Origin of the sequence: Raineyella sp. (assembly GCF_034933565.1) — a bacterium.
Lineage (GTDB): Bacteria > Actinomycetota > Actinomycetes > Propionibacteriales > Propionibacteriaceae > Raineyella.
In genome coordinates this window covers 117,188-131,402 of record NZ_JAYFNG010000011.1, presented here as the reverse complement: position 1 = coordinate 131,402, position 14,215 = coordinate 117,188, and the positions used below count along the sequence as shown (strand labels likewise).

13 protein-coding genes are annotated in these 14,215 nt (G+C 72.9%); 11 read left to right on the top strand and 2 right to left on the bottom strand.

What is annotated here, in order from left to right; translation table 11 throughout:
- Positions 1 to 60 precede the first annotated feature (60 nt).
- The 4 genes from VB059_RS04105 to VB059_RS04090 all read left to right on the top strand — a co-directional run bounded on the left by VB059_RS04105 (position 61) and on the right by VB059_RS04090 (position 6,461).
- Positions 61 to 966 (top strand): hypothetical protein, encoded by a 906-nt coding sequence (locus VB059_RS04105; RefSeq protein ID WP_323420752.1) that lies wholly within the window; start codon positions 61 to 63, stop codon positions 964 to 966.
- Positions 963 to 2,120 (top strand): hypothetical protein, encoded by a 1,158-nt coding sequence (locus VB059_RS04100; RefSeq protein ID WP_323420751.1) that lies wholly within the window; start codon positions 963 to 965, stop codon positions 2,118 to 2,120. Before VB059_RS04105 ends, VB059_RS04100 begins: the two co-directional genes overlap by 4 nt.
- Positions 2,121 to 2,123: 3 nt before the next feature.
- Positions 2,124 to 4,346: a DUF6541 family protein gene (locus tag VB059_RS04095; RefSeq protein ID WP_323420750.1), complete on the top strand. Its 2,223-nt coding sequence runs from the start codon at positions 2,124 to 2,126 to the stop codon at positions 4,344 to 4,346.
- Between the two features lie 123 nt (positions 4,347 to 4,469).
- Positions 4,470 to 6,461, top strand: coding sequence for a DUF6541 family protein (locus VB059_RS04090; protein WP_323420749.1), 1,992 nt, complete (start codon positions 4,470 to 4,472; stop codon positions 6,459 to 6,461).
- Between the two features lie 125 nt (positions 6,462 to 6,586).
- Here VB059_RS04090 and VB059_RS04085 read toward each other — a convergent pair whose 3' ends face one another.
- A complete protein-coding gene (locus tag VB059_RS04085; RefSeq protein ID WP_323420748.1) occupies positions 6,587 to 6,769 on the bottom strand; it encodes a PspC domain-containing protein in 183 nt (60 codons plus the stop codon).
- Between the two features lie 40 nt (positions 6,770 to 6,809).
- On the bottom strand, positions 6,810 to 6,998 hold the full coding sequence (locus VB059_RS04080) for a PspC domain-containing protein (RefSeq protein WP_323420747.1): 189 nt from the start codon (positions 6,996 to 6,998) through the stop codon (positions 6,810 to 6,812).
- Between the two features lie 283 nt (positions 6,999 to 7,281).
- Between VB059_RS04080 and VB059_RS04075 the strand changes: the two genes are divergently transcribed.
- From VB059_RS04075 to VB059_RS04045, 7 genes are all read left to right on the top strand, one after another.
- Positions 7,282 to 8,193 (top strand): fused MFS/spermidine synthase, encoded by a 912-nt coding sequence (locus tag VB059_RS04075; protein WP_323420746.1) that lies wholly within the window; start codon positions 7,282 to 7,284, stop codon positions 8,191 to 8,193.
- A 162-nt stretch (positions 8,194 to 8,355) separates the two neighbouring features.
- Positions 8,356 to 9,063, top strand: a complete 708-nt coding sequence (locus tag VB059_RS04070) for a class E sortase (RefSeq protein ID WP_323420745.1) — start codon at positions 8,356 to 8,358, stop codon at positions 9,061 to 9,063.
- A 79-nt stretch (positions 9,064 to 9,142) separates the two neighbouring features.
- Positions 9,143 to 9,709, top strand: coding sequence for an orotate phosphoribosyltransferase (gene pyrE / locus VB059_RS04065; RefSeq protein WP_323420744.1), 567 nt, complete (start codon positions 9,143 to 9,145; stop codon positions 9,707 to 9,709).
- A 120-nt stretch (positions 9,710 to 9,829) separates the two neighbouring features.
- Positions 9,830 to 10,588 (top strand): LemA family protein, encoded by a 759-nt coding sequence (locus VB059_RS04060; protein WP_323420743.1) that lies wholly within the window; start codon positions 9,830 to 9,832, stop codon positions 10,586 to 10,588.
- Between the two features lie 618 nt (positions 10,589 to 11,206).
- Positions 11,207 to 11,926 carry an RNA methyltransferase gene (locus VB059_RS04055; protein ID WP_323420742.1) on the top strand — a complete coding sequence of 240 codons (720 nt, stop codon included), beginning with the start codon at positions 11,207 to 11,209 and terminating at the stop codon, positions 11,924 to 11,926.
- Between the two features lie 330 nt (positions 11,927 to 12,256).
- Positions 12,257 to 13,024 carry a GntR family transcriptional regulator gene (locus tag VB059_RS04050; RefSeq protein WP_323420741.1) on the top strand — a complete coding sequence of 256 codons (768 nt, stop codon included), beginning with the start codon at positions 12,257 to 12,259 and terminating at the stop codon, positions 13,022 to 13,024.
- 231 nt (positions 13,025 to 13,255) lie between these two features.
- Positions 13,256 to 13,918: a hypothetical protein gene (locus VB059_RS04045; protein ID WP_323420740.1), complete on the top strand. Its 663-nt coding sequence runs from the start codon at positions 13,256 to 13,258 to the stop codon at positions 13,916 to 13,918.
- Positions 13,919 to 14,215 lie beyond the last annotated feature (297 nt).

Sequence of the window (14,215 nt, the reverse complement as noted above, 5' to 3'; positions counted from 1 at the left end):
GCTTACCGAGCGGCTGTCGTCGGTCGAGTCGCCCGGCACGGGGCCGTAGACTTCCGCATCATGAGCCTTCCCGCCGACCGGCTGGCCTTCGTCATCACCACCCTCGGGCGTGTCGCCCCCCTCGGCCAGCTGCTGGACAGTCTGCTGCCGCAGCTGGCCGCCGGGGACCAGGTCGTCATCGTGGCGCAGGACCACGTCGAGGAGGTGGAGCGGCTGGTCGACGAGCGGCGGCCGGTCGGCGACGACGGCACCGCGCCGCGGCTGGTCGTGGTCACCTCGGGGCGGGGTGCCGCCCGGGGGCGCAACGTCGGCGTCGAGTGCGTCGAGGGTGATCCGGTGCTGCAGTTCCCCAACGACTCCAGCGTGGCGCCCGAGGGATTCGTGGCGGCCCTGCGCGCTCTGGCACCGCGGCTCGGTGCCGGCGCGATCACCTTCCGGGACGAGCACGGGCCGAAGTTCGTCCTGCCGGCGCCGGGCACCGCGCTCGACCGGTGGAACGTCTGGAGCGTGATGGAGGTCGGCCTGCTGATCCGCCGTTCGGTGTTCCTGGCCGCCGGCGGCTTCGATCCGGACATCGGCACGGGTGCCGCCACGCCGTGGCAGGCCGGTGAGGTCACCGACCTGCTGCTCCGGGCGATGCAGCGCGGCCTGACCGAGGACTTTGTCTGGGCCCCGGCCGACGTCGCCATCGCCGGGGTCGGGGAGGCGACCGGGCTCAGCGTCACCGAGCACCGGCGCAAGGTCCGCGCCTACAGCCGGGGGACGTCGCGGATCCTGGCCCGCTGGTCGTATCCGTTGTGGTGGCGGCTGGCCTTCGTCGCCGCCGGCCTGGTGATCGGCCTGCGCCACGGCTCCACCCACCGCCCCGAGGACGGCTGGTGGGCCTTCCTCGGCCGGCTCGAGGGCTTCGTCGGCCGGGTGTCGGCGCCGCGCGACGGCCGTACCCTGACCGCGGTGCCCCGATGATCGGGGCGGTCAACCTGGGCGAGTTCAGCGTACGGGGCGCCCTGCGCAGCGCCGGGTCGATGGTCGGCGGGGCGGCCCTGGCGGTCATCCCGGCCACCACCCTGTCGATCTCGTCGCGGCTGTTCGACACCCAGGCCCAGGGCATCATCTCGACGTTCGTGATGGCCGGGACGTTCCTCGGGCAGCTGTCCTTCGCCATCATCGTCGAGTCCCGGCTCAGCACACCGGGGACCGCGCGGCGGGTGACCTTCCCCCGCTGGTTCGTCGTGCTGGGGGTGGTCGCCTCCCTGATGGTGATGGCCGCGCCGCTGCACCCCGCGCTGGTCTGCCTCAGCGTGCCGATCCTGCTGGCCTGCCTGGAGGTGGGCCGTGGCGTCTCGGTGGCGGAACGCCGCGACTCCCAGGAGATGATCAGCTCCCTCGCGGTCGGCCTGGGCGCGGTGCTGGGGCTCGGGCTGGCGTACACCCCGTACGCCGTGCTCGCCTTCATCCCGGTCGGGGCCGGCATCGGGACCGCGACCCTGGTCCGGGCCCGGCACATGGACCACGAGGCCAGCCGGGCCGACCCGTCGATCCGCAACTGGGTGCTGCTCGACACCGCCATCACCGGGGTGTCGTACCCGGTCGTCAACGCGCTGCTGCTGGGCCTGATCGGGCCGGTGCAGGCGGTGCTGTTCACCGCCGTCTCGACGGTCACCGGCCTGCTGGCGATCCCGCTGACGTTCATGCGGCTGCGCCTGCTCAAGGAGCACTCCCCGCTGGACATCGCCCTGGCCGCCACCGCACTGGTGGGCGCGGTCGGCGTGCTGATCGTCCTCGACGTCACCGGGCTGCTGGGCTTCGTCTTCGGTGAGGCGTGGCGTACGACGCCGATGCTGCTGCCGTTGCTGGCGGCCAGCGCCTGGCGGGCCGCGTCGCTGCCCACCACGATCACCTTCACCTCGCTGCGGCGGGCCGGACGGGCCCGACTGATGACCGGCCTGCGGGCGCTGTCGGCGGTGCTGACCTTCGGCCTGGCGATGGCCGGGGTGCTGAGCGGTCAGCTCACCCTCGTGTTCGTCGGGCTGCTGGTCGCCGAGCTCGCCTCGGCCGTGCTCTACGAGGTCGTGCACCGCCGGGTGCTCGGCCGCTCGTCGTACCGCGGGGCGCACTGAGCCGTGCTCGCCCCCGACTGGACCTGGCCCTCGGCCGTCCCGCTGGTGCTCGCGGCGGTGGCCCTGCTGTGGGTGCCCGGCGCGGCGCTGGCCGCCGGACTCGGCGCGGGGCGGTGGCCCGCGGTCGCGCTGGGGCCACTGATGACGACCGGACTGGTGTCGGTCGGGGGGATCATCACCCCCTTCCTGGGCCTGCGCTGGACCCGGCCCGTCGCGGTGGCCTGGCTGCTCCTGCCGCCCCTGCTCGCCTGGGGCGTACGGCTGCTCCTGCCCCGCCTCGGTGTCCTCCGGCGACACGCCGGTGCCCGGCCCCGCAGCGACGCTCGGCCTCGCGTCGGGGTCGAGTCTCGCAACGGGGTCGAGTCTCGTGTCGGGGCCGCGCAACAGGTCGGTGCCCGATCTCGCGGCGCTGCCCGGCCGTGGTCGCTGGCGGCACCCCCGGTCCGCTGGTGGGAGGTCGCCGCCGGGTGCGTGGTCGCCGTGCTGGTCGCCGTCCGTGTCTTCCGCTCGGCGACCGTACGGCCCGGCAACATCCCCCAGCAGTCGGACCAGATCTACCACCTGGGCCTGGTGCGGTGGATGCTCGACAACGGCAACATCTCCTCGCTGACCGCGGACGGCTTCAACTTCCCCGACGAGCCCCGCTTCTATCCGGCCGCCTTCCACGACCTGGCCGCCACCCTGGTCCAGTTCACCGGCGCGCCGGTCGTGGTCGCCGAGAACGTCCTGCTGCTGGTCGCCTGCGCCCTCGTCTACCCGCTCGCGATGATGTTCCTGCTGAACACCCTGTTCCCCGGCCGCCGCGGCCTCGTGGCGCTGGCCGGGGCGCTGGCGCTGGCCTTCACCGGCTCGCCCTGGAAGGTGATGGTGTGGGGAGCGGTCTGGGCCCAGGCCTTCGGCACGGTCTTCATCCCGGCTGTCGTCGGGGTCTACGGCTGGGGCCTGCACCAGATGTTCACGCGGCAGCACTGGGGCAGCGCCGCACTGCTGCTGGCGGTCGGCCTGCCGGCGATCACGCTCGCGCACCCCAGCGCGCTGTTCGGCGCCGCGGCGGGCTGCCTCGTGCTGTCGGTGGCGTTCGCGCTGCGGCATGCGCTCGCGGGTCCGCGCGACGTACGCCGGTGGCTGCCCGTCGCCGGGTTCCTCGCCCTGGCCGTGCTGGGGCCGGTCGCCGCCACCGGGTGGGCCCCGCGGGGGCTGAGTCTGCCGGGGGACCGCAGCCTGTCGCTGACCCGTACGGTCATCGGCGTCCTGACCTTCTGGGGTGAATCCCACCTGGCCACACAGATCGCCAGTGCCGGGCTGTTCCTGTTCGCGCTGATCGGCATGGTGGTCTGCGTCCGCGGCAGCCGCCGGGGCGACTGGTGGCTGGCGGCCACAGGGGTGATCTTCATCGTGCTGGGGAGCCTGCTCGACGCCCATGGGACGGCGTGGGTCTGGCCCTGGACATGGCCCTGGTACAACTGGGCCTTCCGGGTCCAGGGGGTCACCGACGTCTACGCCCTGGCCCTGGTCGCCATCGGCGCGGCGGCACTGCTGGGCCGGGCGAGCCGGCTGCGGCGGGCCGTTCGACCCGCCGCCGGACCTGTCGGACCCGTCGCCGGGCCTGGCGTCAGAGCCGTCGCCGACCCCGTCGGGCCCGCCACCCCTACCGGCGTCGGACCCGCCGCCCAACACGCCATCGGGCCGGCCGCCGGACCCGTGGCCGGGCTCCTCTCCGGGCTCGCTGCCGGGCTCGTCCTGGCCGGCGTGCTCGCCATCGTCGTCGTCCAGAGCAAGGCCGCGATCCGGCTGGTCGGCCCGCTGTACAAGCTGTCCGGTACCGCCGCCTGGATCACCACGGACAAGGCCGAGGCCCTCACCGAACTGTCGCGGCGCATGCCGGCCGACGCCGTCGTCGCGGCGAACCCCTGGCGTGGCGGTCAGTTCCTCTATCTCCTCGGACCGCAACGCACGGCCATCCCGACCGAGAAGACCTACGGCGACGACGTCGGACTCATCTCGCACGGCCTGGCCGACGTCATGTCCGACCCGGCGGTCTGCGCGGCCGTCGAGCGACAGGGGGTGACGTACGTCATCACCGGCGGCAACATGACGGCCGGCAACGAGCAGTGGTACGGCAAGTACGCCGCGGTCGACGAGGTGAGCACAGCCGGGGGCTTCCGGGTGGTCGCCCACGTCGACCCGTACACGCTGTGGTCGGTCCCGGCGTGCCCTGCACGCTGATGGGTGCTGGGGTGCTGGGGTGCTGGGGTGCCGGGGCCGGGGTGCCGGGGCCGGGGTGCCGGGGTGACCGAGCGACCGGCGCTACGGTTCGGCCGTCGGTGACGTCCGGCTAAGCTGTCAGCCATGCTTGCCCCCGATTGGACCTGGTGGACGAGCGTGCCGGTCATCCTCGTGGCCGTCGCTCTGCTGTGGGTCCCCGGGGGGCTGCTGGCCGCGGGACTCGGTGCCGGACGGTGGCCGTCGATCGCGCTCGCCCCTGCCCTGACCACCTCCCTGACCGCCGTGGGAGGCATCGTCTGCGGCGTCCTGCATGTCCGGTGGGACCTGGCCAGCATGCTCGTGGTGCTGCTCGTCCTGCCGGCCGCGGTCCTGCTCGTCCGACTGCTTCTCGTCCGGGCGGTCCCCGTACGACCCTCCGCCCGGCCGCCCCGGGGGCGGCGTCAGCATCCGGGCGGGCTGCAGGCCCCGGCAGCACCGGTGCGGGAGATCGTCATCGGCGGGGCGATCGCCGCGGCCGTCGCCGCGGCCACCGTCGTACGCGGCCTGGCGCACCCCGGCGATTTTCCGCAGCAGCCCGACACGATCTACCACCTCGGCATCGTGCGCTACCTCCTGGACACCGGGTCGATCTCCTCGTTGACCGCCGACGGGTTCAACTTCCCCCAGGAGCCCTCCTTCTATCCCGCCGCGTTCCACGGGGTCGCCGCATCGCTCGTCCTCCTCACCCACGCGCCGGGCATCATCGCGGTGCAGTGCCTGTTGTTGGTGACCGCGGCGCTGGTGTGGCCTGTGGGCCTGATGTTCCTGATGACGACGGTGTTCCCCGGGAACCGACCACTGGTCCTGGTCAGCGGCGCCCTGGCTTCGGCGATCCCCGGTTTCCCCTTCCTGCTGTCGGTCTGGGGCCCGGTCTGGCCACTCGAGTACGGCTACGCCCTGATCCCCGCCGTGCTCGCGGTGGTGGCGCTGGGACTGTCCCAGGCGTTCGGCGGACGCTCCTGGGCGAGCGCGGCGGTGCTGCTGGTGGTCGCCCTGCCGGGGATGAGTCTGGCGCACACCAGCGCGACCTTCGCGGCCGCCGTGGGAGGTTTCGCCCTGGCGGCCGCCGAATGCTGGCGCTTCGCCCACGACCCGAGCCGTGAGGCGAGCCGGAAGCCGGTGAGGCGGTGGCTCCCCCTGGCGGTGCTCATCCTCGCCGGGGTGGCCGGCCTGCTGGCCTCCACCGCGGTGGCCCCGCAGGGCATGCTGGAGACCAGCTACGACCGGGTCGACGTCCACCGGGCGGTCACCGGCCTGCTCAGCCTCTGGGCCCAGCGCAGACTTCCCTTCCAGCTCGGCGGGGCTGCCGTGCTGGTCCTGGCGGTGCTGGGGGTCGTGGTCGCCGCGGTGCGCCGGCAGGGCATCTGGCTGGCCGCCACCTGGGTGCTGTTCCTGGCCCTCGGCTTCCTGACCAGCTTCCTGCCGGGGAGCCTCACCTGGCCTCTCACCTGGCCCTGGTACAACCTCCAGGTCCGGGTGCAGGGCGTGGCCGCCGTCTACGGCGTGCCGCTGGTGGCGGTGGGGGGCGCCTGGCTCGTCCGGGCGGTGCCCGTCGACGCCCGGCCCCTCCGGAGGGTCGGACGGGTGGCGGTGATCGTGGTCGTGGCGGGTGTCGTCGCACTGCAGGCCCTGGGCAACGCGTACGCGATCTCGCGGATCACCCGCTTCGGCGGCACGTACGCGTGGGCCGATGCCACGAAGATCGCCGCGCTGCGCGAGTTCTCCCGGATCCTGCCGGACAACGCGGTGGTCGCCGCCGACCCCTGGAAGGGCGGGATGTACCTGTACGTGGTGGGGCCCGAGGACACGCTGATCCACACGGAGAAGTCGTGGGAGAGCGACGGCATCCGGCTGGCCGCCGGGCTCGATCGGCTGCGCTCCGATCCCGCCATCTGCGCCGCCGTGCACCGGACCGGCGTCACCCACGTGATCACCGGGGGGAGCACGTACGTCACGGCGGGTGCCCGCACCGACGACTATGCCGGCATCGACGATGTCACCGTCGCCGACGGCTTCGAGGTGGTCGACCGCGCCGGCCCGTACACGCTGTGGGCGGTGCCGTCCTGCCAGGAGTGATCACCTGGGCCCGGAGAGCGGGGGACTCTCCGGGCCTTCGGTCGTACCGGGCGACGTCCGTGGTGGGGGCCACGAGGCAGGGGAACCTCCGGTGACGCCGTCCGGGGCTCAGGGGCGGGCGCCGATCACGGCTCGTTGGGCATCAGGATCCAGCCGATCAGGTAGACCCACAGCGGGACGCCGGCGAGCCAGATCAACAGGATGAAGGCGAGGCGCACCCAGTTGGCGCCGATGCCGAGCTTGCGGGCGATGCCGGCGCACACACCGGCGATCACACGATTGTTGCGGGGGCGGTACCAGGTCTTCATGTCCGGGACCTTTCGGGAGTGAGCGGGAACGGGGTGGGGGTCACTTCTCGCTGGGCATCAGCACCCAGAGGATCGCGTAGACGATGGCGCCGGCGCCGCCCCAGAACAGCGAGACAGCGAACACGATGCGCAGGATGAGCGGGTCGATGCCGAACTTCTTGCCCAGGCCGGCGCACACGCCGGCGATGACGCGGCCCTCGGCCGGACGGGTGATGCCGATGTCGAGCATGGCGGGTTCCTTCCGCTGTCGGGCGGGCCCGTCGTCCGGGCCCGTCGTGATCGTGAGGCGCCCTCGGTGGCGCCTTCCTCTCCAGCGTGACCCCTGACCGGGTCACGGTAAAGGGTTTGGGCGGTGCTTCCGGGAGCAATGGGGGACAACAGTGAGCGCCCTGGGGAATCGTCCCGGGTTGTCGCTGCGCTCGCCGGGTCGCACCCCCACCGGCGTCACACCTCGACCGACGTCACACTTCCACCGGGTCGCACCCCCATCGGTGTCACGTACGGTTGGGGGCATGTCCCGTCGCCGACCCCGTCCACGCGACCCGGATCGGCTCCGCGGGCGTGATGCCGCCGCGTCCGCCTCGCCGACGGCCGCCTCACCCGAGGCCGCAGTCCCCGGGGCACCCGCGCGGGTGCTGCCCAACCCGGACCGGCCGGGGGCCTGGCTGGTCCGGATCGGCACCACCGACCAGTCCCACGTCGACCCCGACCATCCGACGGTGCTCGAGTTCGACTATCTGCAGCGCATCGCCGAGGCGGTCGATGCGTACGCCCCGGCGGGGGAACGGATCCGGATCGTGCACATCGGCGGGGCGGGGATGAGCCTGGCCCGCTACGTCGCCGCGACCCGGCCCACCTCGGCGCAGATCGTCCTGGAACCCGACGCCGACCTCACCCAGGAGGTCCGCGACAAGGCTCCGCTGCCGCGGCACTCGGGGATCAAGGTGCGCCCCGTCGACGGGCGGACCGGGATCGCCGCGATCCCCACCGACCACGCCGACATCGTGGTGCTCGACGCGTTCGCCGGGGCCCGGGTGCCGGCCGAGCTGACCACCCTGGAGTTCCTCGCCGACGTCCGCCGCGTGCTCGCGCCCGGCGGGCTGTTCCTGGCCAACGTGACCGACTCCGGCGCGATGGACTGGGCCCGCCGGGTGGCCGCCGGCGTACGGTCCACCTGGGCCCACGCTGCGATCTCCGCCGAACCCTCGACCTGGCGCGGCCGCCGGTTCGGGAACGTGATCCTCTACGGCTCGGCCCGGCCGCTGCCCACCCAGGCGCTGGCCCGCGAGGCGGCCGGCGCCGTCTTCGCCTACCGCTTCCTCGACGAGGAAGCGCTCGCGGCCTGGTGTGCCGGGGCCCGCCCGTTCACCGACGCCGACGCCGAAGCGTCACCGACACCGCCGGAGATGTTCCTCGGGCACTGACCCCCCGGGGCAGGGGCCCGGGCCATCGTGGCGTACGGCCACTCGCACTGTCAGGCGTGCAGGCGCGTTCCTTCAGGCGTACGGGCACCCACGCGGTCAGCGCGGACACTCCGTACGCCCGGCTGACTTGGGCCTGGGCCCGCTGACCACGAGAATGGGCCCGTGAGTTCCAGAGCCGCCCGCCGTGCAGCCGCGTCGAGACGTTCGCCGGTGGGCCTCGTCGTCGGCATCGTCCTGCTCGTGGTGGGGATCGCGGTGCTCGGCTGGTTCGGCTACCAGTACATCGGCACGACCATCGTCTCCCAGCAGTCGTACGGCCGGACGGCCACGCAGCTGGAGCAGCAGTGGTCGACGTCCGGGCCCACGGGCTCGTCCGGGACCACGGCCTCGGCGACCAGCGGTGACGTACGCCCCGACGGGACGGTGACCCGGATCCCCGGCGGGGCCGTGGGGATCATGCGGGTGCCGGCCTTCGGCGGCTCGTGGGCGGTGCCGATCCTCGACGGGACCGATGAGGACGTGCTCGCCCGTGGCCTCGGCTGGTACGAACAGACGGCGGGCCCGGGCCAGGTCGGCAACTTCGCCGTCGCCGGTCACGTCGTGACCCACGGTCAGCCGTTCCGTCGGCTCCGGAGTCTGCAGCCGGGCGCCACGATCGAGGTCGAGACCCGCGATGCCACCTACACGTACGTGGTGGACTCCTCCGCCACCGTCAAGGACACCGACACCTGGGTGCTCCAGCCGGTTCCAGGACACCCCGGGGCCCAGCCGACGGACAAGCTGATCACGCTGACCACCTGCGCCGATCTCTTCCGATCCCCGGATCGCTACATCGTCTTCGGCCATCTGGTCAGCACGCGGCTCAAATAGCCCGGCGCGGCTGGGGCCCGGATCGCTCGGCGGGCCGCCCGGTCGTGGCGCAGTGCTCGGGCTCGCTAGAGTCGCGGGCATGGCTCGCTCCGATATCTCCGCTGCCGATCGTGAAGCCCTGATCGGTCTCGTCAACGACCTCGCCGTGGTGCGGGAGCACGTGGTGCTCTCCTCCGGACGGGAGGCCGACTTCTACGTCGACATGCGCCGGGTCACGCTGGACGGTGTCGCCGCGCCGATCGTCGGCCGGGTGATGCGGGCGCTGACCTCCGACCTGGACTACGACGCGGTGGGCGGGCTGACCCTGGGCGCCGACCCGGTCGCCGGCGCGATGCTGCACTCCGCGGCCGCCGACGGCGGGCGACTCGACGCCTTCGTGGTCCGCAAGGAGGCCAAGCAGCACGGGCTGCACCGTCGGATCGAGGGGACCGACGTCGCCGGTCGCCGGGTCCTGGTGGTCGAGGACACCTCCACCACCGGCGGGTCGGCCCTGACGGCCGTCGAGGCGCTGCGCGAGGCCGGCGCCGAGGTCGTCGCGGTCGCGGTGATCGTCGACCGGGGCACCGGCGCCGCGGAGAAGGTCGCCGCAGCCGGGCTGGAATACCGCTACGCACTGTCCGCGGCCGACGACCTCGGCCTCGTCTGAGCCGCTCGGAGCTTTCCCGACCGGCGCGAGGCTGCCGGCTGTGGCCGCCGCGCTTTCCGGGGGGCCTGGTCCGGGCCCGGCTAAGCTGGCTGTGCCCCTGCATCGACGAACAGGAGACCCATGAACGGCCTCATCATCTTCCTCATCATCCTCGTGCTGCTCGTCATCGGCGTGGTCGGCTGGACGATCGGGGCGTACAACGGCCTGGTCCGCCTGCGCAACCGCGTGCAGGAGTCGTGGCGCCAGATCGACGTCGAGCTGAACCGCCGCTACGAGCTGATCCCGAACCTCGTGGAGACGGTCCGCGGCTACGCGGCGCACGAGCACAACACGCTCGAGGACATCACCCGGCTGCGCAACCAGGCCGCGTCGCTGGCCGCGCACGAGGGCGCCACGCCGTCGGCGCAGCGGGCCCAGGCCGAGGAGCAGTTGTCGGGGGCCGTCCGCAACCTGCTGGTCAGCGTGGAGGCGTACCCGGACCTGAAGTCGAACACGAACTTCCTCGAGCTGCAGCGCGCCCTCGCCGAGACCGAGGACCGGATCGCGGCGGGTCGGCGCTACTACAACGCGAACGTGCGGGAGTACAACACCAAGACCGAGTCGTTCCCGACGAACATGATCGCCGGCAACTTCCACTTCGAGAAGGCCGCCTACTTCGAGGTCAATGACGTGGCCCGTACGTCGCCCGGGGTGAACTTCGGCGAGATCTCCTACCGGGGCGGCCAGCCGGGGCAGAATGCGCCGCAGGCGCTGCCGCAGCAGCAGTCGGGCACTCCGACGATGCCGACCGACTGGAACCAGGGCCAGCAGCAGCCGCAGTACGGGCAGCCAAACCAGCAGCAATGGCCCCAGAACCCGCCGCAGCCGCCGCAGCAGTGAGCGCAGCGGCTTCGGCTCCTTGAGTGCATCCGGCACGGGCTCGTGAGCGCATCCGGCACAGGCTCGCGAGCGCATCCGGCACAGGCTCGTGAGCGCATCCGGCACAGCTTCGCGAGCGCATCCGGTGCAGCAAGTGAGCGGGGCTGTCTGCTGAGGAGCATTGTGGTGGCCCGGACTTCGGCTCGGGCCACGCTGTTTGGTGCAGTTGTTTGTTCGTCCCGGAGTCCGGAGCCCAGGGCCTAGGGGCTGTGCCATGACGCGTTGAGGCTCGGCTCGCGATGTGACGGTGGCCCTTGGCGGCTGTCGCCCGCGCAGACGCTGCGTCAAATACAGACGCTGCGCCAAATAGCGTTCGCGGGCGGATATCCGGTCGCGGATGCACATTTCCGGTCGCGTTTGGGGCAGGCGGTCGGCGGTCAGGGGAGCCAGCGACCGGGGGCCCGGCTGACTGGGACCGGCGGTCAGGGGGCCGGCGGTCAAGGGGCCAGCGACCGGGGGCTCGGCCGACCGGGACCGGCGGACACGGGGTCCGGCGGTCACGGGGCCAGCGACCGGGGGCTCGGCCGACTGGGCCCGGTGGCCAGGGGGCGTCCCGACCGGCCGCACTAGGGTGGCGGCATGAGCGCCGGTCCTGTCCCGTCTGACCCGTCCCAGGCCGCCGGCGGCTCGGCGGATGAGACCAGCGTCCGGGGTGGCGTTGCCCGCCCAGCCGGTGCAGAGGCCGTGGCCGGCCCCGGGGTCGGCCCGTACGCGAAGCCGTGGCCTGACGACCCCCGGCTGGATCCAGCTCTTCTCGCGGCCGGTGACCACCGCAATGTCGTCGACCCCTACCGCTACTGGAGCGTCGAGGCGATCGTCGCCGATCTGGACACCCGGCGCCACCCGCTGCACATCGCCATCCAGAACTGGGAGCACGACTTCAACATCGGCTCCATGGTCCGCACCGCCAACGCGTTCAACGTCGCCGGTGTCCACATCGTCGGCCGGCGCCGCTGGAACCGGCGCGGCGCGATGGTGACCGACCGCTACCTGCACGTCCGGCACCACCCCGACGCCGCCGACCTGGCCGCCTGGGCCGAGCGCGAGCGGGTCCCGCTGATCGGGGTGGACAACCTGCCGGGATCGGTCCCGCTGGAACGTACGACCCTGCCACAGGCCTGTTGCCTGGTGTTCGGCTCCGAGGGCGCCGGCCTCACCGACGACATGCTCGCCGCCTGCCGCCAGCTCGTCGCCATCACCCAGCACGGCTCGACCCGGTCGATCAATGCGGGCGCCGCTGCGGCGATCACGATGTACCACTGGGCCCTGCAGTGGGCGGGCCCGGACGCCGGTCCGTGAGCCCGGGGGCCGCGCCCGGCCCGTGGCGGGTGCCGTCCCTGCGGGGGTGCCGGTACACGGCCGCCGCGCTCGAGAGGTTCAACGAAGGCGGTGCCGTCCCTGCGGGGGTGCCGGACCGCGAACCCGGCCCGCGCGGGGCGGCCTGCGGCGGGACAGCCCGCTCGCGTCGATCCCGGGCGGCATCCGCTCGCGACGGTGTGTTCGCCGGAGGAAACCGCTCCCAGATTTCTCCGGGTCCCGTAGGATCCGGTAGGGGACGGCCGTGGTGGGACGACCGGGCAGGACGCGATGATCGACGACCCAGCAGAAAGGTGACCCGTGGATCCGACGGTGAGTACGTCCGGCGACCCGCTGGCCAAGCTCCCGACCGAACAGGCCGGCCGCACCACCACGAAGCGTGTCCTGGTGCGTCGACGGCTCGAGAAGCTCATCGAGACCGGCCTCAAGCCCGGTGACGCCATCCCGTCGGAGCGTGCCCTGGTCGCCGCGCTCGGCGTGAGCCGGGTGACCGTCCGTCAGGCGATCGCCGACCTCGTTGATGTCGGCCGGCTCGAACGCGTGCACGGCAAGGGGACGTACGTCACCGGTCCCCAGGTCGACTCGCAGCTGCACCTCACCTCGTTCTCCCGCGAGATGCGCGAGCGCGGCCTGCACCCGGAGACGAAGGTGCTCGCCGCCAGCCAGGAGGCCGCCGACGCCGAGGTGGCCGAGAAGCTCAACGTCCCGATCGGGCGCGCGGTGGTCCGGGTCGAACGGCTCCGGCTCGCCGACGGCACCCCGATGGCGCACGAGGTCGGCTACTACCCGTCGGCGCTCTTCCCTGGCCTGCTGGAGCAGAAACTCGACACCCTCTACGACGTCTTCGCCACCAAGTACGGATTCGTGGTGTCGTCGGGCTACCAGACCGTACGTTCCGAGGCCGCGGACGCCGTGCACGCGCACGTCCTGCAGATCCCGCGCAAGGCGCCGTTGCTGGTGCAGGAACGCGTCACCAAGAGCGGTGACACGGTGATGGAGTTCGCCACGTCGTGGTACCGGGCGGACCGGTACCGGATCCACATGAAGATCACCCCGTCGGGCGCCGGCAACGGCGGGTGATCCGGCCGCCGCGGGTGGCGCGGTGCTGCGGGTGGCTCGACCGTAGGCGGGCGGTCTCACGGCGTCGAGTCCGTACCGGGCGGTCGGTCCGGCAACGGCAGGTGATCCTGTCGCGACGGGTGGTGTGGCCGCCACAGGTGGCCGCGGCGCGCGGGTCCGGCCACGACGCGCGGGATCGGCCACGACGTCCGACGCGGTGTGCCCGCTGGGGTCGCCTGGCAGACTGGCCGCATGCGACCCGCACCGCCCGAGAGCCTCGAGGACTTCCTCCACGTGGCCTGGGACCCGGCGCCCGCCGAGGCGCGCGCGGCGACGGCCAAGCGTCGGTTCGTCGCCGCGGTCAGCGGGCTGGTCGTCACCCTCCTGCTCTGGGGCGGGTACTACGCCTGGTCGCGCCACGCGGGTGACTCCTGGCGCGGCACCGGCCTGTGGGGCGTCACCGCGGTCGTGCTCGGCCTGTACGTGGCGCTGCTGGTCGTCCGCCTCGTGGTCTGGCGGGTGGCCGTACGACGGCGTCGACGGGTGGGCGACGGGGAGGTCGTCACGGCCTCGTGGCCGGGCCTCCAGATCGCCGGGCACTACTGGGACTGGGACAGCTTCGCCGCCGCGGACCGTACGGCCATGGTCGTCACCGTGACGGGACGGTCTCCCGGTCCGGCCGACCGTCAGGAACCGGCCGGCCGCGAGGGGCAGATCGTGCCCGAGCAACCGGCCGTCGTGCTGACACTGCGCGGCACCTGGCGGTGCGGCGACCGCTACCTCTTCACCACTCCCGACGGGCCCTGGGAATGCCCGGTCGAGGCCCTCGGCGTGACCCCCGCCGCCCTCGAGCAGGCGCTGCGGCTCTACTCCCGGGGGCGCTGTCTGGTCGACCTGTCCGGGATCAGTCACTGAGCCTGGTTGCCGACCGGCGCTGTGGTCGCCGCTGACCATTGGCCAATGGTGGCCCGGGCTTCGCCGCTGACCAGCACTGGCCGTCGGCCGGATGCAGACCAGCACTGGTCGTCGGCCGGATGCGGACCAGCATGCGCCCTCAGTCGGATGCAGACCAGGAGAGGGCCGCGGCTTGGTGCTGACCCGCCATCGGCCGGATGCTGACCAACAGTGGGCACTGGCTCGGTGTCGACCAGGGGCGGGCGGGTGTGACTTGCTGATCGAGGCTGCCCTGACGTCGCAGACGCGGCGGCTCGC

Excerpts from the sequence above, each read along its gene's own strand:
- VB059_RS04055 (WP_323420742.1), top strand. The coding sequence starts at position 11,207 with ATGAGCGCCGGTCCTGTCCCGTCTGACCCGTCCCAGGCCGCCGGCGGC.
- pyrE (WP_323420744.1), top strand. The coding sequence starts at position 9,143 with ATGGCTCGCTCCGATATCTCCGCTGCCGATCGTGAAGCCCTGATCGGT.
- VB059_RS04075 (WP_323420746.1), top strand. The coding sequence starts at position 7,282 with ATGTCCCGTCGCCGACCCCGTCCACGCGACCCGGATCGGCTCCGCGGG.
- VB059_RS04100 (WP_323420751.1), top strand. The coding sequence starts at position 963 with ATGATCGGGGCGGTCAACCTGGGCGAGTTCAGCGTACGGGGCGCCCTG.
- VB059_RS04105 (WP_323420752.1), top strand. The coding sequence starts at position 61 with ATGAGCCTTCCCGCCGACCGGCTGGCCTTCGTCATCACCACCCTCGGG.
- VB059_RS04045 (WP_323420740.1), top strand. The coding sequence starts at position 13,256 with ATGCGACCCGCACCGCCCGAGAGCCTCGAGGACTTCCTCCACGTGGCC.
- VB059_RS04060 (WP_323420743.1), top strand. The coding sequence starts at position 9,830 with ATGAACGGCCTCATCATCTTCCTCATCATCCTCGTGCTGCTCGTCATC.
- VB059_RS04090 (WP_323420749.1), top strand. The coding sequence starts at position 4,470 with ATGCTTGCCCCCGATTGGACCTGGTGGACGAGCGTGCCGGTCATCCTC.
- VB059_RS04085 (WP_323420748.1), bottom strand. The coding sequence starts at position 6,769 with ATGAAGACCTGGTACCGCCCCCGCAACAATCGTGTGATCGCCGGTGTG.
- VB059_RS04080 (WP_323420747.1), bottom strand. The coding sequence starts at position 6,998 with ATGCTCGACATCGGCATCACCCGTCCGGCCGAGGGCCGCGTCATCGCC.